The following is a 23124-nucleotide window of genomic DNA, read 5'->3' as shown; positions in this document are numbered from 1 at the left end:
CCGCGTCTGTTCAGCCCCCCGCCGCACGCGCTATCGTTTCCTCTTGTTCACAGCCCAGGAGCTGCCTTTGCCTTCCCGCCACGGAGTCGACCTCATCCGCGCCCGCGCGCTGTTCGATCGCGAGCGCCAAGCGTTCACCGAAGCCATGCCGGTCTCCCGCGCCCTCTCCGCGGAAGCGTCCGAGCACCTGCTGTTCGGCGTGCCGTTGCACTGGATGCAGGACTGGTCGACCCCGTTCTCGCTGGTCGTGAAGGAGGCGCGCGGCGCGACGTTCACCGACGTCGACGGCCATCGCTACGTCGATTTCTGCCTCGGCGATACGGGCGCGATGTTCGGCCATGCGCCCGAGCCGGTCGCCCGTGCGCTCGTCGAACAGGCCACGCGCGGCTACACGACGATGCTGCCGAGCGAAGACGCCGCCTGGGTCGCGCGCGAACTCGCGCGCCGCTTCAAGCTGCCGGTGTGGCAATTCGCGTTGAGCGCGAGCGACGCGAACCGCTTCGTGCTGCGCTGGGCGCGCGCGGCCACCGGCCGCAACACGATCGTCGTATTCAACGGCTGCTATCACGGCACGGTCGACGACGTGTTCGTCGATCTCGTCGACGGCCGCCCGGTGCAGCGCGACAGCCTGCTCGGGCAGTCCTACGACCTGCTCGCGAACACGCGCGTCGTCGAATTCAACGACCTGGCCGCGCTCGAGGCGGCCTTGAAGGATGGCGACGTCGCATGCGTGCTCGCCGAGCCCGCGATGACGAACATCGGGATGGTGCTGCCCGACCCGGGCTTCTGGGAAGCCGCACGCGAACTGACGCGCCGCTACGGCACGCTGCTCGTGATCGACGAAACGCACACGATCAGCAGCGGTCCCGGCGGCTACGCGGTCGCGCACGATCTCGAACCGGACATGCTGGTGGTCGGTAAGCCGATCGCCGGCGGCGTGCCGTGCGCGGTGTACGGCTTCAGCGCCGAATTCGCCGAACGCGCGAAGCAGGCGAAGCTGAACGCGCCGCCCGGCCATTCGGGCATCGGCACGACGCTCACCGCGAACATGCTCGCGATGCATGCGATGCGCGCGACGCTGGCCGAAGTCGCGACCGACGCCGCGTATGCACACATGTTCGAACTCGCTGCGCGACTGGCGACGGGCCTCGAGCAGGCGATCGCGAAACACGGGCTGCCGTGGTGCGTGACGCGCATCGGCGCGCGCACCGAGTTTCAGTTCACCCCCACGCCACCACGCAACGGCACGTTCGCCGGCGCGCAGCTCGACAGCGAACTCGAACACATCGTGCACCTGTATCTGCTGAATCGCGGCGTGCTGATCACGCCGTTCCACAACATGATGCTGGTGTGCCCGAAGACGACGGCCGACGATGTCGACCGGCTCGTCGCGCAGTTCGACGCTTGCCTCGGCGAGCTGGTGTGACGTGACGTGGTCCCGGCTCGCGCATCGACGCGAACCGGGACCTCGCACGCAACCTACTTCGGCAGATCCGTCGGATCGACCTGTGTGCCGGGTACGCCTTCGGCATGCGCACTCAGGTCAAGCTCGCGCGTGAGCGCAGCGCGCGCATCGCCGCCTGAAGCCTGCACCGAAGAAGCCGCGCCATCGAGCGCCGGCAGGATGTAGCCGTTGACCATCCGGCGGAACAGCTTCACGTTCTCCGCATCGCGCAACCCGCCTTCCACCGGCAGCACACCCGTCATCACGACCACCGCATTGCGCTTCGGCAGCACCGTGATGAATTGCCCCTTGAAGCCCATCGCGCCGAGCTCAGGCTCGCTCTCGACGATGTTGTTGATCCACCAGTAGTAGCCGAAGTGCGGCGACACGCGCGGTGTCGTCATCTCCGCAATCCACTGCTGCGGGACAACCTGCCGCCCCTGCCAGCGGCCGCCGTCGAGCACGAGCATGCCGATCTTCGCCATATCGACCGCGCGCAGCCGCAGGCCCCAGCCGGCCGATACGAGCCCCGTTCGATCCGCGCGCTCCCATGCCGCGCGTTTCATGCCCAGCGGGCCGAACAGGTGCGTCTGCGCGTAGCGCTCGACCGGCTCGCCGGCGGCCGCGCTCAACATCGCCGCCGCGAGGATCGGGTTCACGTCGGCGTACTCGAACGCGGTGCCGGGCGCCACCTTCGGCGCGGCCGACGCGGCGAGCTTCAGCCGGTCGGGCGCCGTGTAATAGATTGGATCGTCCTTCGGGCTGAAGTCGTAGTGCAAGCCGCTCGACATCGACAGCACGTGTTTCAGCGCGATATCGCGCTTGTCCGCGAGCGCGCCGGCCAGATCGGGCCGCCATGCGGCGAGCCGCGCGGCGACCGGTTCGTCGAGCCGCACGGCGCGCTGATCGACCAGGACGCCCGCGACGAGCGACGTCACGGCCTTCGTCACCGAGTACAACTCGTAGGTCGCATCGCGCGACGCCTTGGCGCCGTAGCGCTCGAAGATCAGCTTGCCGTCCTTCACGACGAGCAGGCTGTACACGTCGAGCTTCTGCTCGCGGATCCAGCGCGACAACTCGACGAGCTTGCGCGAATCGACGCCGACGTCCTCCGGCGCGGCGGCTTCGATACCCGTTTCTTGCAGCGGCGGCCATGCAGCGGCCGCGTGCGCCGCGGAGATCGCCGGCCCCGGCGCGAGCGCACCGCTGCCGATCAGCATCGTCGCAAGCCGCGCGAGCAGCCGGCGCACGCAAGGCACGGCGCGCGATCCGGGCCGCCGCGCATCGAGCCACGCATCCGGGCTGGCCATCATGTTCGTCATCCTCATCAAATCTCCGGTGCATCGTTGAACGCGGCGGCCGTGCCGGGCACGCCCTTCGTCTCGCGGCTGCGCGCCAGCTCGTCGCGCAGCGCCTGCGTCGTCGCTGCACGCTCGACCGGCGGCTGCGCCGGCGTGAGCGCCGGCAAGATATAGTCGTTCACCATCCGGCGATACAGGTTCAGGTAGGTCGCATCGCGCAGCCCGCCGTCGGTCGGCAGCAGGCTCGTCATCACGACCACCGCGCGCTGTTCAGGCAGCACCGTGATGAACTGCCCCTTGAAGCCCATCGCGCCGAACTCGGGCGTGCCGTGCTCGACCACGTGGTGAATCCAGCAGTAGTAGCCGTAATCGTCCGCGGCCGGCGACGGCGTCGTCATCTGCCGGACCCAGCCAGCCGGCACGACCTGCTTGCCGTTCCACCGGCCGTGGTCGAGCAGCAGCATGCCGAGCTTCGCCATGTCGACCGCGCGCAGCCGCAAGCCCCAGCCGCCCGCCACCGCGCCCGTGCCGTCGGCGCCGCTCCAGCGGTAGTGCGCGAAGCCGAGCGGCTCGAACAGCCGCTGGCGCGCGAATTCGTCCTCGCGTTCGCGCGCGGCGATCGACACGGCCGTGCCCACCAGCACCGGGTTCACGTCGATATAGTCGAACCGCGTGCCGGGCGGCTGCGCCGCGCGGCTCGTCACGGCGACTTTCAACCGGTCGGGTGCTTCGTAGTACAGCGGATCGGTGCCTTCGCGCGTCGTGTAGCGCAGCCCGCTCGACATCGACATCAGGTGCCGCAGCTCGAGGTCCCGCTTGTCCGCGAGTTCGCTCGCGAGATCGGGCCGCGCGGCCGCGATCAACGGCGCGACCTTCGTCGACGGGCCGAGCTTGCCTTCGCCGTCGAGAATGCCGGCGAGCAGCGCGGTAATCGTCTTCGTCACCGAATACAGCTCGTAGTTGTGGTCGCGCGTGAGGCCGTCGCCGTAGCGCTCGAACACGATCTTGCCGTCCTTCACGACGACGAGGCTGCGCACGTCCATCCGGTCGTGGCGAAGCCAGGCCGACAGCCGCACGAGCGGCGCCGAATCGACGCCGGCCGATTCGGGCACGACGCTCGGCATGTCCTGCGGCGCGCCGCCTGCGGCCAGCGCCGGGCCGCCGCACGAACCGGCGACGACGGCTGCTGCCGCGATACCGCGCATTGCGTGGGAAACGCTCATCACTGCTCCTGTCGAATCCTGCGCCCGCGCCATCGCGCGGGCCTTCACTTCAATCGAGGCACGGCTTGCCGGCCGGCACGAACTGCCCGCGCCCGGGCTCGGCCGCGAGCAGCCGACCGTCCTCGACCAGCAATTCGCCGCGCGACAGGCAATGGCGCGGCCAGCCCGTCACGTCGATGCCTTCATACGGCGTGTAGTCGACGGCATGATGCAGCGACGCATTCGCGATCCGCACCCGCTTGTCCGGATCCCACACGACGATGTCCGCATCGGCGCCGACCGCGATCGTTCCCTTGCGCGGATACAGCCCGTACAGCTTCGCGGGCCGCAGCGACGTCAGCTCGACGAACTGGTGCAGCGACAGCCGCCCGTGACGCACGCCGTCGAACAGCAGCGGCAGCCGCGTCTCGAGCCCCGGAATCCCGTTCGGGATATGGTCGAACGAGACGGCCTGCCCGCCCGGATGCTTGCCGCACGGATCGTCGTAGTTGAACGGCGCGTGGTCGGACGAGAACACCGAGAATACGCCCTGCTTCAGCGCCTTCCACACGGCCTGCTGGTTCGCCGGATCGCGCGGCGGCGGGCTGCATACGCACTTTGCGCCTTCATAGCCATGATCGTCGTGGCCGAGATCGGCGGCCGTCAGATACAGGTATTGCGGGCACGTTTCGGCGAGAATCGGCAACCCGCGCGACTGCCCCCAGCGGATCTGCTCGATCGCCTCGGCGCCCGACACGTGCACGATCAGGATCGGCACGTCGACAAGTTCCGCGAACGCGATCGCGCGGTGCGTCGCCTCGCGTTCGACCACGGCCGGGCGCGCGTGCGCATGGAAATGCGGCGCAACGCGACCGTCGCCGAGCAGCCGCTCGGTGAGCCAGCCGATGCAGTCGGAATTCTCCGCATGCACCATCACGAGCGCACCGTGCTCGCGCGCGACCGACAGCACGTCGAGCATCTGCCGGTCGTTCAGCTTCAGGTCGTCGTAGGTCATGTACACCTTGAACGACGTATAGCCGTTCGCGATCAGCCGCGGCAGCTCCTCGGCCAGCACGTGCGGCGTCGGATCGGCAACGATCAGGTGAAAGCCGTAGTCGACCAGCGCGCGCCCTTCGGCGCGCCGGTGATAGTCGTCGACGGCGGCCTGCAGCGACTGCCCCTTCGCCTGCGCGGCGAACGGGATCACGGTCGTCGTGCCGCCGCACAGCGCCGAGCGCGTGCCGGACAGGAAATCGTCGGCCATCCGCAGCCCGTCGGGCATCGGCTGATCGAGGTGGCAATGCGCATCGACGCCGCCCGGCATCACGAGCATCCCGCTTGCATCGAGCTCGCGCGGCGCGCGCGGCAGCCCGTGGCCGAGCATGGCCACGCGCCCCGCGCGGATGCCGATGTCGCACGAGAACCGGTCCGCCGCCGTCACGACGTCGGCGTGACGGATCACGAAATCGAGATCGTTCGACATGGCGCGCGCCTCAGATCACTTCGTCGAATAGACGGCCCCAGCCCTTCACCTGCCGCGTGTCGTAGTCGGCAAGCTGCAGCGATTTCCACACGACGGTCGAGATCGTGTCGTAGATCGGGATGCCCATTTCCTCCTCGAGCGCCGGCACCAGGTGCGCGGCGTTCAGGTTCGTGCAGAAGATCGAGATCGCGCGCGGGCCGGCCGCCGCGACTTCGCGCACCATGTTGCCGATCTCGTCGCCCGTCACTTCGGAGAACGAGAAATTGACCTTCAGGTTCAGGTGGCGCTCGGCAATGCAGTTCAGCCCGGAACGGCGATAGTTGTCGACGATCTTCGTCTGCACGTCGTCGAGGTACGGCGTGACGAGGCCGAACTCGTGCGCGCTCGTCTTCTTCAGGATCTCGTTGAGCGCGAGCACCGACGTGGTGGCCGGAATGCCGGTCGCCGCGGTGATCCGCTCGCACAGCCGCTCGTCGGCTTCGAAGCCGAGCCAGCCCGACGACGTGCCGTTCCACGCGATCACGTCGACCTTCGCATCGGCGAGCAGCATCGCGGCCTGGATGATCTTGTCGTCGTCGAACTGGCCGAGCGCCTGGCCCGTCAGCGAGATCTCGGTAACCGGAAAGCGCGCGAAGTGCGCGGACACGCCCGGCAGGCCCGCGACCATTGCGCTCGTCAGCGGTTCGAGCGACGTGTTGGAGGACGGGGTGAGCATGCCGAGCAACGTACGTTTTTTCATGATGGTTTCTCTCTACCGGTGAATGCAGTCGATGCAGTGAAAGGGGTCGGTCAGACGGGGAGCTTGTTTTCGTAGTCGATCGCGCTGGAGCACACGAGCAGGCCGACGCCAGCCGCCGCGAACACCATCAGCGCAAGGAAATAGGAACCGGTGAACTGCACGATCGCCCCGACGGCGATCGGCACGGTGACGCCGCCGATGTTGCCGCCGAGGTTCATCAGGCCGCCGAGGAAGCCGATCTTGTTGCGCGTGCCGAGCGACGACGGGATGCACCAGTACAGCCCGCACCAGCGCAGGAAGAACAGCGTCGACGACAGCAGCGCGACGCACACGACCGGGTCCTTCACATACGCGACCGAGAAGATCGACACCGTGGCGATCACCGCGGCGATGCCGAACAGCGTGCGCATCACGACGTTCGGGCGGCCGCCCGCGGCCTTCCATTTGTCGGCGATCCAGCCGCCGAGCAGTTCGCCGACGAAGCCGCTGAAAAAGATGATGAAGGTCGAGCCGCCCATCTGCTTGATGTCGAAGCCGTGCACCTTGTGCAGGTAGTTCGGCATCCACGTGAGCAGCCCGTAGAACACGCTGTTGAAGCACATCCAGCCGAAGAACATGCACCACACCGAGCGGTACTTGAAGAAGTCGCGCGAACGGCCCGACGCGCCGGCCGGCTCGGCCGCGAGATCGCTCGCATGCGACGCCTCGATGTAGTCGGCTTCGAGGTCGTTGACGCCCCGATGCTCGCGCGGCGAGTTGCGGATGTAGTGCCACGCGAGCAGCCCGGCCAGCACGGTGCCGACGCCGGCCACCGCGAATGCGAGCCGCCACGAGCCGAGCACCGCGATGAGCCCCGCGATCAGCACCGCGCCCAGTGCCGCGCCGAGCGGCGCGCCGCCATCGAGCAGCGTGGCGCCGCGGCCGCGCTCGGTCTGCGTCATCCAGATCGCGTTGAGCTTGCCGCCGGCCGGGTAGATCGGCGCTTCGGCCGCGCCGAGGCCGAGGCGCGTGAGCAGCAGCGACGGCGCGTTCGTGCACAGCGCGGCGATCGCCTGGAAGAAGCCCCAGAACACGGTCGCCGTCGCGATCACGATGCGCGGCTTGAACCGGTCGGCCAGCATCCCGCCCGGGATCTGCATCACCGCATAGGTCCAGAAGAACGAACTGAGGATCAGGCCCTCCATCGCGGGCCCGATATTGAACTCCTGCGAGATGTAAGGCATGGCGACGGACAACGACGCGCGATCGACGTAGTTGATCGCGATGAGGCTCAGCATGACGACGAATATCTTCCAGCGAACAGCGGATTTACCGACCGTCAGGGCGGCGACACCGGAGGTTGAAGACATGGACGGACTCCAGGAGTGAACGAGGATGGTCAGGACGTCGCGCAACGTGGAGCCGAGTATAGAATTAGAAATTTATAATTACCGTTATCGTAAACACTTGGTTTGATTGAGATTCTTATATCACAATGTTGGTGCAGGGTAAGCCCCGATATCGTGATAAGCTCGCACCATCATGAGCCAGACACCCCGCAATCCCCTGCTTCTGCGCACGCGCGGCATGGCCGCCGAGATCGCCGCGCGCCTGCGCGTGATGATCGACGAGGGCGAATTGCCGCCCGGCGCGCGGATCGACGAAAAGGAACTCAGCCTCGCGTTCGACGTGTCGAAAACGCCGCTGCGCGAAGCGTTGAAGGTGCTCGTCGCGGAAGGCGCCGTCACGCATCGCCAGTACATCGGCTATCGCGTCGCGTCGATCGACCTCGACGACCTGGTCGCGACGTTCGAGCTGCTGCACGGGCTGGAGGCGATGGCGGGCGAGTTGCTGCGCAAGCGCATCGGTACGTCGACGCTCGCCGCGCTGCAGGCGAAGCACCGGAAGATGGTCGAGTGTCACGAAGCGGGCAAGCGGGTCGAGTATTTCCGGCTGAACCAGCAGATTCATCAGATGATCGTCGACGCGGCCGGCAACCCCGTGCTGTCGGGCATCTATGCGTCGCTGATGTCGAAGGTGCACCGTGCGCGCGGTGCGGCGAACACCGACACGCTGCGCTGGGCCGAGTCGCTGCACGAACACGACGACATCATGGCCGCGCTCGCCGACCCCGACCACGCGGTGCTGCCGCAGCTGCTGCGCAGCCATTCGGAGAACACCGCACGCGAGGTGCTGGCCATCCTCGACCGCACCGGCACGGCCGATGCGCCGGAGCAGCGGTCGGCCGGCGCGTGAAGCGTCAAGGCTGTCTGACGACCCGCTACGCGGCCCGCAACGCGCGCCGCGCCACTTCCGCGAAATACCGCGCGCCGGCCGGCAAAATCGCGTCGTTGAAATCGTACGTCGCGTTGTGCAGCGGCACGCCGCCTTGGCCAGCCGCTTCGCCGTTGCCGATGAACACGAAATTGCCGGGCACCGCCTGCAGGAACGCGCCGAAATCCTCCGAGATCATCATCGGCTGCACGTCGGCGTTCACCGCGTCGGCGCCCGCAATCTGCGCGGCGGCCTGCACCGCCGTGTCGACCCATTCCGCTGAATTCACCGTCGGCGCGAACTCGTGCGTGTACTCGAACGTGCAGGTCGCGCCGTGCGTGCGGCAGATCCCTTCGCTGATTTCGCGCATCCGCGTTTCCAGCAACCCCTGCACGTCGCGCGAATAGCTGCGCGTATCGCCCTTGATCGTCACGGTCGACGGCAGCACGTTGCGCAGCCCGTCGGTGATGAACTCCGTGCACGAGATCACGGCCTGCTGGCCCGGGTCGAGATTGCGCGACACGATCGTCTGCAGCGCGAGCACGATCTGCGAGCCGATCACGATCGGATCGATGCCCATGTGCGGCCGCGCCGCATGCGTGCCGCGCCCGTCGATCCGGATCACGAAATTGTCTTCGCTCGCCATGATGCCGCCCGCGCGCGTCGAGAACGTGCCCGCACGCATGCCGGGCATGTTGTGCGCGCCGAAAATCGCGTCAACCGGAAAGCGCTCGAACAATCCGTCGGCCATCATCGCCTTCGCGCCGCGGCCATGCTCTTCCGCCGGCTGGAAAATGAAGCGCACGGTGCCGTCGAAATCCTTGCGCTCGGCCAGCAACTGCGCGGCACCGAGCACCATCGACATGTGGCCGTCGTGCCCGCACGCATGCATCTTGCCCGGCGTGCGCGACGCGTGTTCGCGGCCCGGCGCGTGCTCGGCGATGTTCAGCGCGTCCATGTCCGCGCGGATGCCGATCGCGCGCGTGCCGGTGCCGGCCGTCAGGTTCGCGACCAGCCCCGTGCCGCCGATCCCGCGATGCACGTCGAGCCCGAGCGTCGTCAGGATGCGCGCGACGTAATCCGACGTGTTCACTTCTTCGAAACCCGTTTCCGGATACTGGTGCAGATGGCGGCGCCAGCGCTTCAGTTGCCCCTGCAACGTGCTTTCTTCGATTGCGTCCATTGCGTTCGCCTCGTCGGTCGTCATGTCGTTCAGGCCGCCACCGCCGCGCGGTTCAGCCAGTCGCGCTGCCGCGCGAGCACCGCGTCGGCCGTCTCGCCGACGCAGTTCCGGTACACGGACGGCGCCGTCGCGCCTTCCGTATTGATCGCCAGCACGCGTGCGTTCGCATCGAGCCCGACCTGCCGCGCGAGCGCCGGATCACGCATCAGCACGTCCAGGCCCGCCACGCCGGCCGCACCCGATTCGCCGGCGACGACCGGCACGTCGCGTTCGCTGCCGGCCGCGAGGCAGCGCATCGTCTGCACCGCGTCTTCGTCGTCGATCAGCATGAAGTGGTCGATGCACATCTCGAGGAAATCCCATGCGAGCGGCGACGCCTCGCCGCACGCGAGCCCGGCCATCACCGAATCGACGCTGCCGGTCGCCTTGGTCGCGCGGCCGGCCAGCGCGCTCTGGTACAGGCAATCGGCCTGGCGCGGCTCGACGACGACGAAGCGCGGCCGCTGCACGCCGTCGCGCTCCCACAGGTAACTCGCGACGCCCGCGGCGAGGCCGCCCACACCGCCCTGCAGGAACACGTGCGTGAACGGCCGCCCGTCTTCCTCCGCCGCCTGCGCGGCCGCTTCGGCGGCGATCACGCCGTAACCCTGCATCACGTCGCGCGGAATCGCTTCGTAGCCGTCGTACGACGTATCCGACACCACATACCAGCCATTCGCCTGCGCGAGTTGCGCCGCGCAGACCACCGATTCGTCGTAATTCCCCGCGATGCGCACGATCCGGGCGCCGTATGCCGAGATCGCGCGTTCGCGCTCGGCGTCGACGTTCGCGTGCAGCACGATCACGCACCCGCAGCCGATCGCGCGCGCGGCGGCGGCCAGCGCGCGGCCGTGGTTGCCGTCCGTCGCGCTGATCACCGTCAGGTCGGCCAGCTCCGACGCGTAGGCGCCGGTGACGAGCCCTTGCGGATCGAGATCTTGCGTACGGCGCAGCCGCTTCACGAGCCGCACCAGCGCAATCGGCGCGCCAAGCGCCTTGAAGCTGCCGAGCGGCGAGCGGCACGACTCGTCCTTCACGCTGATGCTCGCGACGCCGAGCCGCGCGGCGAGATCGGGCAGCGCACGCAGCGGCGTGCGCGCGTTGCCGACGAGCGGCCAGTGCGACAGCCATGCGCCGCTTTCGTCGGCCGATGCGATGTTCATCACGCGGCGCAGCGCGTGGGGGTAAGCGGTGCGCGACGCGCGCGGGTTGGCGATCAGCATGGCGGAAGGCTCCTGAGCAGGACCGCGCGGGCGGTCAGCCGGTTAGGTCGGATCGGGCAAGCGCCAGTTGCGCTCGCCGTCGGTTGGAAAAATAATATTGCGCAGGCCGATCAATAAAATCGCCAAATCGACGGCTTCAACGCAAAAATTTCTCATTCTTTCGAGGTTTCACGCGCCATCATGACGACCCCACTCGATGCGTTCGACCGCAAGCTGCTGATGGAACTCCAGCGCGACGCGCAAACGCCGCAGGCCGAGCTCGGCGCGCGCGTCAACCTGTCGACCGCGGCCGTGAACCGGCGCCTGAAACGTCTCGCGGAAGACGGCGTGATCGAGCGCTACACGGCCGTGATCGCGCCGGACAAGGTCGATCATCCGCTGACGATCATCGTGAACGTCGAGGTCGAGAGCGAGCAGATCGGCCAGCTCGATGCAATGAAACGCGCGTTCGAGCGCTGCCCGCAGATCCAGCAGTGCTACTACGTGACGGGGGAATGGGATTTCGTGCTGATCCTCGCGGTGCGCAACATGGATCAGTACAACGCGCTCACGCGCGAGCTGTTCTTCGCGAACAACAACGTGAAGCGGTTCAAGACGCTGGTGAGCATGAGCCGCGTGAAGGTCGGGCTCGACGTGCCGGTCGATCTCGGCGAGTAAGTGAGCGCCTGCTTGCAGGAACGATTCGGCCGGCGCGTCACTGCTCGCGCCGGCCGCTTCCCATCGACGGCTACTTCACCGACAACTGAAGCTCGCCGCCGCATTCGCGTCGCCCGAGCCGTTATAGCGCGCGACCTGCGGATACGGGCACAGCGGCCGCGTGCGGCCCGTGCCCCACGACGTGGGCACATCGGCATTCGGCACCGCGTTCGTCGTGTCGCGCGCGGCGGCGACGATCGCGGCCGGCGCCTGCCCCTGCTCGACCCACGCGACGAGCGGCGTCAGCATGTCGAACTGGTCGGTCGCCGGCCCGCCCGAGCAATGGTTCATCCCCGGCACCGGATAGAAGCGCGCAAAATCCGACGCGTCGCCGCCGTTCGCCTGCGCGACGTTCGCGTACCAGTCGCGCGTATCGTTGAACGAGAACACCGGGTCGCCCGTGCCGTGATACGCGATCAGCTTCGCGCCGCGCGACTTCAGCGCGGACAGGTTCGTCTCGTCGGGCGGCGTCATGAACGACCACGCGGATTGCGTGTACACGCCGTTCGTCGCGAAGATGGCCGGCGCGTCGTTGTCCATGTCGAAGCCGAGCGCGAAACCGGGCAGGTTCGCGAGCGTCGCGGCGGTTTTCGGCGGCGTCATGAACGTGAACGCCATCGCGGCCGGATCGAGCGTGACCGAATTCGACTGCTTCCACGCAGCCCAGCCGCTGCCGGCCACGCCCGGATCGTACGGAAAACTCGCGTACAGCGCCGTGCCCGCGCTGTTGCGCGCACCCGCGAACACGTTCTCCAGCGCGGTTTTCTGCGCGGGCGTCAGGCAGGCGCCCGTGCGCGCGCCGTTCGCGCAGGTCGGGATATCGGTATCGACGCTGAAATGCGCCTGGCATGCGGCGACGTCCTGCACCATCCCGTCGGCCGCACCGTCGAGCGCATCGCATTTGTCGAGGATCTTCGCACCGACGAACTGCCGCTCCGCATCGGTGAAGCCGCTGCGGATATCCGGCAACCCGTTCGTGCCCGTCGCCGACGCGATCTTCGCGAACTGCTGCGCGCCGTACATCTCGCCGATCGCCGCCTTCGGCAGATGGAAACCCGGATCGCCGACGATGATGCCGTCGTAGTCGGCCGGGTTGCGCACCGCCGTGACCATCGCGTGACGGCCGCCGTTCGAGCAGCCGCCGAAATAGCTGCGGTCGGGCGCTTTGCCGTATGCAAGACGGATCACCTGCTTCGCCATCGGCGTGAGCGCGTCGACCGCGCCATAACCGTAGTCGATGCGAGCCTGCGGATCGAGGCCGAACAGCGGATTCTGTGCGGCACTGTGCCCGGAATCCGAACTGATCACGGCGAAACCCAGGTTCAGCGCATCGCTCAGCGGCCCGCCGCCGCCGATCTCGCCGGTCGCGGTCACGACGTTGCCGTCGAGCCCGCCGTTCGCCTGGTAGAAGAAGCGGCCGTTCCATGCTTTCGGCAGACGCATCTCGAAGCCGATCGCATAGGTATTGCCGTCCACCGTGCTCACGCGCTCGTTCATCTTCCCTTCGATCACGCAGTGCTCGGCGATCGGCTTGCCGGCTACCGTGAGCGCGCCGGCGGCTGCGGTCGTCACCGACGTGAACGACGTGTTCGCATACGCGAGCTTCGCGGCGAGCGCGTCGCAGGTCTGCGCCATCGCGGCCGGCGTCGCGGCGCCCAGATGCGTGGGCGCGGCGTTGACCGAATCGTCGCCGCCGCACCCGGCGAGCATGGCCGCCGCGGACAGCGGCGCGATACAGAGGAATGCAGATTTCCTGTTCAAGATATCTCCCGTTCTTCAGGCTGCCGGATCAGAACATGTGCCGCACGCCGACCATCGCGCCGAGCTGCCCCATCCCTTCGCCGGGCGTCGTGCCGGCCCCACCGCCGCTGACCGCGTAGCGCGCATGCGCGCTGTTCCACAGATACGACGATTGCGCATAGACGGCCGTGCGCTTCGTCAGCAGATAAGTCGCGCGCAATGTCGCCATCGTCGCGCGCGTGTCGTGCGCGCTGTTGACGATCCGGTAGCCTTCGCCATCGACGACGAAATCGGGCTTCACCGCATACGACGCGCCGACGAAGAACAGGTCCGAATGCGCACCAGCCGCGGCCGGCGAGCCGGTCGACACGCGCCGCCCGATCCAGCCCGCGCCGATCCGCGCGCCCGCCGCCTGCGCGTAGGCGCTCACGTGCGTGCGCGCGTCCTTGCCGCCGCTGCTCGTGAAGGCGACCGGCGCGATGCCGTCGAAGAAGTTCGCGGCCGCGCCGGTGCCGCCGCGTTGCTCCTCGTACGACGCCGCCGCCCCGAAATACGCGCTGTCGTACTTGAGCATCACCGACCAGTCGCGACACTGCGTGGCGTCGCCCGGCACCTGCCCCGCGCACGTTCCTTGGCCCGGCGAGTTGCCGGTGCCCGCGCCGTCCCGGCCGAACGAATAGGCCGCGCCGAGCGTCACGCCGCGATAGGTGCCGACGTAGGTCACCGCGTTGTCGGCGCGGCCGTTCGGCACATAGGCATCGAGCGAACCGAGCCCGTAGATGTCGGGGCCGATGATGTCCGCGCCCTGCAACGCGAGATAGGTCATCGTGTACTGGCGGCCGAACGCGAGCGTGCCGAAGCCCCCCTTCAGCCCGACGAACGCCTGCCGCCCGAACAGCCGGCCGCCCTGCCCGAGATCGCCGCCGCGCACGTTGAAGCCGCTTTCGAGCGTGAACACCGCCTGATAGCCGCCGCCGAGATCCTCCGTGCCGCGCAGCCCCCAGCGCGACGGCAGTTCGCCCGTCACGCCCGGCATGCGCACCACGTGGTCGCCGGCCGCGTTTGCGTGCGACACGAATTCGACGCCCGTATCGATGATCCCGTACAGCGTCACGCTCGATTGCGCGTGCGCCGCCGGCGCGGCCAGCGCGCAGCACGCGCCGGCGGCCAGCAGGCCGTTCCTTGTCTTCGTCTTCATTTCGTTGTGTCTCCAGACCGTGAGTAATCGCGCGCTCTGACGGCACGCATTGAAGAAACGGGAAAGGTCAGTCGCCGGCTTGCGGGCGGCGAATCAGCAGCAGCGCGGCAACGGCCGCGACGAGCGTGACGGGGATGCTCGCGCCGATCACGACCGGCGCGCTGCGGCCGGCGGCCAGCAGCGTCGCGGCCGCAAGCGGCCCGACGACGGAACCGAGGCGGCCGACGGCCACCGCCGTGCCGACGCCCGTGCCGCGCATCGCGGTCGGGTAGTACATCGCCGCAAGCGCATACAGCACCGACTGCCCGCCGACCACGAACATCCCGGCCGCGAACGCGGCCGCCGCGAGCGACGCGAAGCCGGGCGCCGCTGCGAGCGCGGCAAGCGACAGCACGATGCCGACATACATGCCGCCGACCACGCGAGACGCGCGCATCCGGTCGAGCGCCGCGCCGATGCCGAGCGCGCCGAGCCCCGCGCCGACGTTGAACGCGATCTGCACGAGGCCGACGTGCTCGCGATCGAGTCCGCGCGCGGCCATCAGCGACGGCAGCCAGTTCAGCAGGAAGTAGAGGACGATCAGCGTGCAGAAGTAGCTGACCCACAGCGCGACCGTCGACGTCGTGCGGCCGTCGCCGAACAGCGTGCGGGCGACGCTCGCGCGCGCGGCCTGCGTGCCGGCGACGTCGAGGTACGCACGCGACTCCGGCAGGAACCCCACCAGCAGCGGCACGAGCAGCAGCGGCCCCGCGCCGCCGACGTAGAAGATGTGCCGCCATTCGGTGTCGCCGGCGAGCAGCACGCCGATCAGCGATGCGATCACGCCGCCGAACGGGATGCCGCAGTACATCGCCGCCACCGCGCTGCTGCGCGAGCGCGGCTCGACTGCTTCGGACGACAGTGCGATCAGGTTCGGCATCGCGCCGCCGAGCCCGATGCCGGTCAGCACGCGCACGACGACGAGCATCGCGAACGTCGACACCTGCGCGGTGGCGATCGACAGCAGCCCGAACAGCACGGCCGAGGCGATCAGCACGCGCTTGCGGCCGATCCGGTCGGCGAGCCGGCCGCCAAGCATCGCGCCCGGCAGCAGCCCGAAGGTGCCCGCGCTGAACGCGATGCCCATCTGCGATACGGTGAGCCCGAATTCGCGCGCCATGCGCGGTGCGGCGACGCCGACCGACTGCAGGTCGAGCCCTTCGAGGAGGGCGATCGCGAAACACAGCGCGAGCGTGGTCGCGACCGTGGGTTTTTCGGCAACGTAAGTGTTCATGCTGTCTCCAAATCCGATGTCTTGTCTTGTAGTCGGTCGGCCGTGCAACAACCGCCGCGCGCCGCCGCCGGCCAGTGGCGGATCGGTGCGCGAGGTGTCGTCGAAACGGCTGCCTTTATCAGGCAACCTGAGTCACTGGCCGCAAGAATGCCTGCCGGTCACGTGGCCAGCCGGTCGTTACGCCTGCTTGTAGCGGCTCGTACCTGCCAACCGCTTACGCGTAAATCACGTCGGGATCGTGCCGCGCCGGGTCGTACAGCGCGTCGATCGTCGCCGCGCGATGCTTCTGCACGGCCGCCTGGTTCAGCGAACCCTTGTCGGTCGCTTCGCCGAGATCGAGCGACGGCAGCGCGTCCATCAACCGGATGCGCGCGACGAATGTCGAGCCGCCGCTCGCATGCCGGTTCAGCGCGGCAAGCCACGCCGCGAACGCCGCGCGCACGGCCGGCGCGCGCAGCACGTCGGCGACCGGTGCATCGGCTGCAAGCCCCGCCAGCGCACGACACGCGTCGACACGCGGAAACACCAGCAAGCCGATGTCGTCGCGATTGATCCCGGTGACGACCACGTCCTGCACGTACGGCGCGCCACTCGATACCGCGTTCGCACGCAACGGCCCGACGCTCACGAACGTGCCGCTGCTCAGCTTGAAGTCCTCGGTCAGCCGGCCGTCGAACAGCAGCCCGAGTTCCGGCCGCTCGGGATCGGCAAACACGCCCGCGTCGCCGCTGCGGTAATAGCCTTCGTCGTCGAACACATCGCGCGGATCGACGTCCGCGTGCCAATAGCCGCGCATCACGTTCGGCCCCTTGAAACGCAGTTCGAGCTTGCCGCCGCACGGCACGAGCTTCGCGTCGCAACCGGGCGCGGGCAGCCCGATGTAGCCGGCGCGCATCAGCGGCCCTGTCGTGAACAGGCACGACGGCGACGCCTCCGTCATCCCGAGGCCGGCCATGATCCGGATGCGCTCGCCGCAATGCGCGTCGGTCACGCGGTCGAGCCGGTCCCACGCGGCCTGCGACAGCCCCGCGCCGCCAAAGAAATACAGCTTCACGCGCGAGAAAAACGTGTCGCGCAGCACGGCGTCGCTTTCGAGCGCGGCGGTCAGCTCCTCCCAGCCCTTCGGCACGTTGAAGTAGATGGTCGGCGCAATCTCGCGCAGGTTGCGCACGGTTTCGTCGAAGCGGCCGGGAACCGGGCGGCCGTCGTCGATGTACAGCGTGCCGCCGTTGTACAGCGCGATGCCGAGGTTGTGACTGCCGCCGAACGTGTGATTCCACGGCAGCCAGTCGACCAGCACCGGCGGCTCGCGCGTCAGCTCCGGCATCGTCTGGCGCAGCATCTGCTGGTTGCTGCACAGCATCCGGTGCGTGGTCGGAACGGCCTTCGGCTGCTTCGTCGAACCGGACGTGAACAGGATCTTCGCGAGATGATCCGGGCCGACCGCCGCGTGGATTTCATCGATCGTGCGCGGGACGGTGGCGAGCAGGCGCGACAGCGGCACCGTGCGCGCTCCGGCATCGCCATCGGCATCGTGCGCGACGATCAGCGCCGCATCGGCCGGCAGCGTCGCGTCGAGCGCACGCGTGAACGGCGCGCGTTCGGCGACGAACACCGCGCCCGGCCGCAGCACGCCGAGCGTGTGACGCAGCTTGCCGTAGTCGGTCGACACCAGCGAATACGCGGGCGAGATCGGCGAGTACGGCACGCCGGCCAGCATCGCGGCGAACATCAGCTGCAGATGCTCGAGATCGTTGCCGGACAGCACCGCGAGCGGACGCTCGGCCGACAGGCCGAGATCGACGAGGCCCTGGCCGAGCGCGCGGGCGCGTTCGAGCATCTGCGCGTAGGTGATCTCGATCCAGCGACCGTCGGCGCCGCGCCGCGCGGCCAGCACGCGGTCGGGATGCGCCTGTGCGCCGCGCACGAGGCAGTCGGTCAGGCGCGTCGGGTAGTCGCCGAGCGGTTCGCGCGAGCGCAGGTACCACGCGCCGTTATCCGCGCGACGAATCTCGGCCGCACCGACGGCAACGGCCGCCGCGCGATAGCGCACGCCGCCCGTGTCGTTCACCGGCCCGCTCGCGGGCGTTGCAACATTCATCGTCGGCTCGCTCATATCGGGTAGTGACGCGGCGTGGTCTGCACGGTGATCCAGCGCAGCTCGGTGAATTCGGCGATCGACGCGCGGCTGCCGAAGCGGCCGTAGCCGCTCGCCTTCGTGCCGCCGAACGGCATCTGCGCTTCGTCGTGCACGGTCGGGCCGTTGATGTGGCAGATCCCCGAGTCGATCCGGCGCGCGACCGCCATCGCACGTGCGACATCGCGGCTGAACACGCTCGCCGACAGCCCGAACTCGCTGTCGTTCGCGAGCGCGACCGCTTCGTCGTCGCTGTCCGCGCGCAGGATCGCGACAACCGGCGCGAACGATTCCTCGCGATACAGGCGCATGTCGCGCGTCACGCCGTCGACGATCGCCGGCTGCATCGTCGCACCTTCGACGCGGCAGCCGAGCGGCAACTGCGCGCCATGCGCGCGAGCGTCCTCGACGAGCGACGCCGCGCGCGCGGCGGCGGCCGCGTCGACCATCGTGCCGAGCGGATGGCCTGCGAGCGGATCGCCCGCGACGAGCGTGCGCGCCTTCGCGGCGAGGCGTTCGACGAGCGCATCGGCGATCGCCCGCGCGGCGATCACGCGTTCGGTCGACATGCAGATTTGCCCCTGGTTGAAGAACGCGCCGAACGCGATCGCGTCGACGGCCGCATCGAGATCGGCGTCGTCGAGCACGAGCACCGGCGCCTTGCCGCCGAGTTCGAGCAGCACGGGTTTCAGGTGCGCCGCCGCGTGGCGCGCGATGATGCGCCCGACGTGCGTCGACCCGGTGAAGTTGATCCGCTTCACGTGCGGATGCGCGATCATCCGCTCGACGAGTTCGGGGGCATCGGCCGCCGCATGAGTAATCACGTTGACGACGCCCGCACCGAGCCCCGCCTCGTCCAGCACCGCGCCGATCAGCGCGTGCACGCCGGGGCACGCTTCGGATGCCTTCAGCACGACCGTGTTGCCGCATGCGAGCGGCATCGCGAGCGCACGCGTGCCGAGAATCACCGGTGCGTTCCACGGCGCGATGCCGAGCACGACGCCGCACGGCACGCGCATCGCGAGCGCGAGATTGCCGGGCACGTCGGACGGGATCACGTCGCCGGCGATCTGCGTCGTCATCGACGCGGCCTCGCGCAGCATGTTCGCCGCGAGCGTCACGTTGAAGCCGAGCCAGCCCGGCGTCGCGCCCGTTTCGGCGACGCCCGTCGCGACGATCTCGTCGATGCGCGCGTCCATCAGGTCGGCCGCCTTCAGCAGCCGGCGGCGCCGCTCGGTCGGCGCGAGCGCCGCCCACGCGGGGAACGCGCGGTGCGCGGCGTCGATCGCCGCGTCGGCGTCGGCCACGCCGGCCGCCGGCGCGCGCGACGCGAGCGCGCCGGTCGCGGGGTTGAATCGGTCGAAGGTCCCGCCGTCGCGGGCGGTGCACCACTCGCCGGCGATCAGCATCCGTCTGTCGGTCATGTCGTCTCCTGCCTTGCCTGTCTCTTGCGGTTGCGTGGGCGGTTCGTCCGCGCTCGTATCAGCGCTTGTACGCCTGCAGGCCCGGCTTGATCGTCTTGTCGTCGAGGAACTGCTTCAGCCCTTGCTCGCGGCCGCGCTCCGGATCGCGCAGCTGCGCCTGGTCGAGCTTCGCATACAGGTAATCCTCGCACTGCTCCCACGTGAGTTCACGCGAACGCTTGAAGCCGTGCTTCGCCGCGCGCAGCACGACCGGGTTCTTGTCCATCAGCCGCGCGGCGAGCGCGATCGTCTCGTCGCGCAGGCCGGCCAGCGGCACGCTGCTGTTCACGAGGCCCATTTCCGCCGCGTCCACGCCGGTGAACGTGTCGCCGGTCATGATGTAGTGCAGCGCGCGACGATGCCCGACCGTGTCCGCCATCGCCTTGCTGACGAGGTTGCCGGGCGGGATGCCCCAGTTGATCTCCGACAGCCCGAACACCGCTTCGTCCGCGGCGATCGCGAGGTCGCACGCGACGAGCGGCGAGAACCCGCCGCCGAAGCACCACCCGTTCACCATCGCGATCGTCGGCTTGTTGTACATCCGCAGGCGGCGCCATTGCCATTCCGATGCGTCGCGGCGCACCTTTTCCTGCAGCGCGTCGGAGCCGCCGTCGATCTCGCGGAAATATTCCTTCAGGTCCATGCCGGCCGTCCACGCGCCGCCCGCGCCGGTCAGCACCAGTACCTTCGCCTCATCGTCGAACTCGACCGCGTCGAGGACTTCCAGCATCTCCCGGTTCAACGTCGGGCTCATTGCATTGCGCTTGTCCGGACGGTTCAGCGTCACCCATGCGATGCCGGCCTCCACGTTCACGTCCACGGTCTGCCAGCGGTTGTCGTACTTGCTCATGTCTGTTCCTGTCGTTCGTTCCTGTGCGATTCGGTGCGCAGCATTCCTGCTGCGGACGGCTTCATTTAATATCAGGCTACCTGATATTGCAAGCGGCACGAGTGGCGGTGTAAACCCGGAGCGGAAAGCGGCGGAAATGGGGAAAGAAGTCGCGACCGGCACTGGCCGCGGAAGCGGGCCGGACGGCCCGCGCCGGGAAACTTCAGGAAGCGATCAGCCGCGCAGGTTGCGCGCGAACAGTTCGAGGGCGCGCTGCACGTGCGCGGCATCGTCGGCGGAGAGGTCGCCGAGCATCCGCGTCTCGAGCGGACGCAGCACGGTTTCGCATTCGCGCAGCATCGCCGCGCCTGCGTCGGTCAGCGTGAGCAGGATGATGCGGCCGTGCGACGGGTCGGCTTCGCGCGTGACGAAGCCGCGCGCGGCCATCACGCTCATCACTTCGTTCGCCGATTGCGGCGTGATGAGCGAGCGCTCGGCCAGTTGCGCGTTCGACGACGTGCCGCGTGCCTCGAGCACCGACAGCGCCGTGTATTGCGCGAGCGTGATGCCGAGCGGCGCGAGCGCGTCGGTCATGTGGCGACGCAGCAGCCGGTCGAGGCCGCCGATCACGTAGGTCATGCGCTGCGGCACGCGCGCCTTCGGCTTGTCGCCCGTCACGCGGGTAGTGTTCGTCGCGGCGTGCTTCGGGTTCGCGGGCTTGGTCGGGGTGGAGCTCATGGCGCGGGCAGGATGGGATTGCGGGCCATCTTACCAGCAGGTCGAGGGACGAACGGGGTGTTCCGGCAGCCGGACGGCGTCGGTGCCGCTCACGCATCCGCAGTGGACTGCGGACCTGAGTGCACAGTGCGCAGCGTCGGCGGCATCCCATGAACGGGATCCCTTGCGTGAATCCGCGATCAGCCGCGCGGCGTGCCGGCGAACCGCGCGGTCGGCAACCCTGCGTAGCGCGTCCGGGCGACGAACACGCCGCCGGCATCGGCATCGCTCGCAAGCGCATCGTCGCTCAACCCGACCCGCGCACTCGTCACGTACAACCGGCCTTCGCCGTCGAGCGCCACGCAGCTCGGCTGTGCGGTCGGCACGGCCACACGATCCGTCTCGACGCCGTCCGGCCCGTAGCGCACCACGCGCCGGCCGCCCCACTGCGCGTTCCACAGCCCGCCGTCGCAGTCCATCGTGGCGCCGTCCGGGTCGCCGTCCGCATCGGTCAACCGCGCGAACGGCCGCACGTTGGCCACGTCGCCGCCCGCGCAGTAATCGCACACGAAAATCTCGCGCACGAGCGAATCGCAGAAAGTCATCTTCGCCCCGTCCGGCGAGAACGCGATGCTGTTCGCGATCGCCGCCGGCGGCAACGCGAGCCGTTCGAGCGTCAGGTCGGCGTTGAGCCGGTAGAACCCGCCGACCGCGCGCGGCGGCTCGGCGCCTTCGTCCTTCATCCCGAACACGAACGCGCCGGACGGATCGCAGCGCCCGTCGTTCAGGCGCGTCGGCAGATCAGGCTCGACGTCGACGATCCGCGTGAACGCGCCGCTGCGCAGGTCGAAGAACGCGAGATGGGTCGCGAGCCCGACGAGCAGCACATCGGGATCGTCGGTCAGCGCGAAGCACGCGAGCCGCTCGGGCATCGCCCACGGTGTCAGGCCGGAACCGTCCGCGCGGCAGCGCCACAGTTGCGCGCCTTCGATGTCCACCCAGTACAGCGCGTGTGCCCTGTCGCACCACGTCGCGCCCTCGCCGAGCGTGTTGCGGCTGTCGGCCAGCAGCGTCGCCGACGCGGCCGGATGAGTCTGTTGCATGCCGTCTCCCGATATCTGATCTGTCGCGTTCGCGGGCGGCCGCGCTGCCGGTCAGATCTTCATCGCGCGCCGCTGGTTGCGACGATACTGGTCGAACAGCACCGCGAGCAACAGAATTCCGCCGCGTATCAGATATTGGTAAAAGGTCGGCACGTTCAGCAGGCTCATCGCGTCCTGCACCGCCCCCATGATCAGCACGCCGACCAGCACGCCGGAGATCGTCGCGACGCCGCCCGTCAGCGACACGCCGCCGAGCACGCATGCGGAGATCACGCCGAGTTCGAGGCCGACCGACGTCTTCGGATCGCCGAGGCTCATCCGCGACGCGAGCATCACGCCCGCGAAGCCCGTCACGAGCCCCTGCAGCACGAACACGGCGATCTTGATGCGCATCACCGGCAGCCCCGCGAGCAGCGCGGCCTCGCCGTTGCCGCCGACGGCCAGCACGTTCTTGCCGAACACCGTCTTGCGCAACAGGAAGCCGAACACGACGAAGCCGACGATGTTGCTCCAGATCGGATAGGAGATGCCGAGGAACGAACCCGACCCGAGTTCGAAGAAGCGCTCCTCGGAGATCATCACCGCATCGCCGTTCGACGTGATGAACGCGAGCCCGCGCACGACTTCCATCATCGCGAGCGTGACGATCAGCGAATTGATCCGGTAGCGCGCGATCAGCACGCCGTTCACGAGCCCGACCGCGCCGCCCGCGAGCACGCCGGCCGCGGTGCCGAACAGCACGCTGTGCGTCGCCGTGATCAGCGTCGACGCGACGACACCCGAGAACGCGACGATCGATGCGACCGACAGGTCGACCTCGCCGAGCGCGAGCACGAACATCATCGTCACCGCGATCGAGCCGATCAGCGTGACCGACAGCAGCAGGCCCTGGATGTTGCGCGGCGTGAGGAAGTCCGGCACCGTCAGCGACAGCGTCGCGAACAGCACGACAAACACCATCACGATGCCGGAGCGGTTGATCAGTTGCCACACGCCGCTGCGCGCGCGTGCGGGCACGGCGGCGGCATCGGGGGACGGGGTAGTACGTTGGGGTTGCATGGCCTGGCTCATGTCGTATGCGTTCCGGTTGTTGCAGCACGC

General features: G+C 68.5%; 19 protein-coding genes. 3 read left to right on the top strand and 16 right to left on the bottom strand.

The annotated features are described in order from the left end of the window. Positions 1-67: 67 nt before the first annotated feature. Complete coding sequence (locus tag ACWMMN_RS17210; RefSeq protein WP_174991683.1) at positions 68-1426, top strand: aspartate aminotransferase family protein; 1359 nt, start codon at positions 68-70, stop codon at positions 1424-1426. A 53-nt stretch (positions 1427-1479) separates the two neighbouring features. Here the strand turns inward: ACWMMN_RS17210 and ACWMMN_RS17205 are convergent, their stop codons facing one another. From ACWMMN_RS17205 to ACWMMN_RS17185, 5 genes are read right to left on the bottom strand one after another with little or no spacing between them, the layout of a single operon-like run. Continuing rightward, positions 1480-2754: a serine hydrolase domain-containing protein gene (locus ACWMMN_RS17205; RefSeq protein WP_486424114.1), complete on the bottom strand. Its 1275-nt coding sequence runs from the start codon at positions 2752-2754 to the stop codon at positions 1480-1482. Between the two features lie 17 nt (positions 2755-2771). Then, positions 2772-3968 (bottom strand): serine hydrolase domain-containing protein, encoded by a 1197-nt coding sequence (locus ACWMMN_RS17200; RefSeq protein WP_256087041.1) that lies wholly within the window; start codon positions 3966-3968, stop codon positions 2772-2774. Between the two features lie 49 nt (positions 3969-4017). Beyond that, positions 4018-5430: a dihydropyrimidinase gene (hydA, locus tag ACWMMN_RS17195; RefSeq protein WP_256087040.1), complete on the bottom strand. Its 1413-nt coding sequence runs from the start codon at positions 5428-5430 to the stop codon at positions 4018-4020. 10 nt (positions 5431-5440) lie between these two features. Further along, a complete protein-coding gene (locus ACWMMN_RS17190) occupies positions 5441-6169 on the bottom strand; it encodes a maleate cis-trans isomerase family protein (protein ID WP_486423693.1) in 729 nt (242 codons plus the stop codon). Between the two features lie 50 nt (positions 6170-6219). Then, on the bottom strand, positions 6220-7518 hold the full coding sequence (locus ACWMMN_RS17185) for an MFS transporter (protein WP_059238417.1): 1299 nt from the start codon (positions 7516-7518) through the stop codon (positions 6220-6222). A gap of 172 nt (positions 7519-7690) precedes the next feature. On the opposite strand from ACWMMN_RS17185, the gene ACWMMN_RS17180 reads away from it, so the two are divergent. Beyond that, positions 7691-8404: a GntR family transcriptional regulator gene (locus ACWMMN_RS17180; protein ID WP_486423692.1), complete on the top strand. Its 714-nt coding sequence runs from the start codon at positions 7691-7693 to the stop codon at positions 8402-8404. A gap of 25 nt (positions 8405-8429) precedes the next feature. On the opposite strand, the gene ACWMMN_RS17175 is transcribed toward ACWMMN_RS17180, so the two are convergent. Both ACWMMN_RS17175 and ACWMMN_RS17170 read right to left on the bottom strand, forming a co-directional pair. Further along, complete coding sequence (locus tag ACWMMN_RS17175) at positions 8430-9605, bottom strand: M20 aminoacylase family protein (RefSeq protein WP_174991686.1); 1176 nt, start codon at positions 9603-9605, stop codon at positions 8430-8432. A gap of 29 nt (positions 9606-9634) precedes the next feature. Continuing rightward, positions 9635-10867 carry a diaminopropionate ammonia-lyase gene (locus ACWMMN_RS17170; RefSeq protein ID WP_174991687.1) on the bottom strand — a complete coding sequence of 411 codons (1233 nt, stop codon included), beginning with the start codon at positions 10865-10867 and terminating at the stop codon, positions 9635-9637. Positions 10868-11047: 180 nt separating this feature from the next. Between ACWMMN_RS17170 and ACWMMN_RS17165 the strand changes: the two genes are divergently transcribed. Beyond that, on the top strand, positions 11048-11524 hold the full coding sequence (locus tag ACWMMN_RS17165) for an Lrp/AsnC family transcriptional regulator (RefSeq protein WP_059238411.1): 477 nt from the start codon (positions 11048-11050) through the stop codon (positions 11522-11524). A gap of 75 nt (positions 11525-11599) precedes the next feature. On the opposite strand, the gene ACWMMN_RS17160 is transcribed toward ACWMMN_RS17165, so the two are convergent. The 9 genes from ACWMMN_RS17160 to araH all read right to left on the bottom strand — a co-directional run bounded on the left by ACWMMN_RS17160 (position 11600) and on the right by araH (position 23094). Then, complete coding sequence (locus ACWMMN_RS17160) at positions 11600-13324, bottom strand: tannase/feruloyl esterase family alpha/beta hydrolase (RefSeq protein WP_059238409.1); 1725 nt, start codon at positions 13322-13324, stop codon at positions 11600-11602. A gap of 28 nt (positions 13325-13352) precedes the next feature. Continuing rightward, positions 13353-14501, bottom strand: coding sequence for a porin (locus ACWMMN_RS17155; RefSeq protein WP_486423691.1), 1149 nt, complete (start codon positions 14499-14501; stop codon positions 13353-13355). 67 nt (positions 14502-14568) lie between these two features. Beyond that, the gene (mhpT, locus tag ACWMMN_RS17150) at positions 14569-15774 is read right to left on the bottom strand and encodes a 3-(3-hydroxy-phenyl)propionate transporter MhpT (protein ID WP_174991690.1); all 1206 of its coding nucleotides are present in this window, start codon (positions 15772-15774) and stop codon (positions 14569-14571) included. 214 nt (positions 15775-15988) lie between these two features. Then, positions 15989-17890, bottom strand: a complete 1902-nt coding sequence (locus ACWMMN_RS17145; RefSeq protein WP_486423690.1) for a feruloyl-CoA synthase — start codon at positions 17888-17890, stop codon at positions 15989-15991. Next, positions 17887-19335 (bottom strand): aldehyde dehydrogenase, encoded by a 1449-nt coding sequence (locus ACWMMN_RS17140; RefSeq protein ID WP_059238400.1) that lies wholly within the window; start codon positions 19333-19335, stop codon positions 17887-17889. The genes ACWMMN_RS17145 and ACWMMN_RS17140 overlap by 4 nt, the downstream gene beginning before the upstream one ends. A gap of 58 nt (positions 19336-19393) precedes the next feature. Next, positions 19394-20224, bottom strand: a complete 831-nt coding sequence (locus ACWMMN_RS17135) for a p-hydroxycinnamoyl CoA hydratase/lyase (protein WP_486423689.1) — start codon at positions 20222-20224, stop codon at positions 19394-19396. 213 nt (positions 20225-20437) lie between these two features. Beyond that, positions 20438-20941 carry a MarR family winged helix-turn-helix transcriptional regulator gene (locus ACWMMN_RS17130; RefSeq protein ID WP_059238396.1) on the bottom strand — a complete coding sequence of 168 codons (504 nt, stop codon included), beginning with the start codon at positions 20939-20941 and terminating at the stop codon, positions 20438-20440. Between the two features lie 179 nt (positions 20942-21120). Then, entirely contained in the window at positions 21121-22023 is a 903-nt protein-coding gene (locus ACWMMN_RS17125) for an SMP-30/gluconolactonase/LRE family protein (protein WP_486423688.1), read from the bottom strand. 51 nt (positions 22024-22074) lie between these two features. Continuing rightward, the gene (gene araH, locus ACWMMN_RS17120; protein ID WP_059238391.1) at positions 22075-23094 is read right to left on the bottom strand and encodes an L-arabinose ABC transporter permease AraH; all 1020 of its coding nucleotides are present in this window, start codon (positions 23092-23094) and stop codon (positions 22075-22077) included. Between the last annotated feature and the right edge of the window lie 30 nt (positions 23095-23124).

The sequence above is a fragment of the Burkholderia cepacia complex sp. TUM26381 genome (assembly GCF_057439935.1).
The sequence above is the reverse complement of the archived record's forward strand: the minus strand, read 5'-3'. Positions and strand labels throughout refer to the sequence as shown.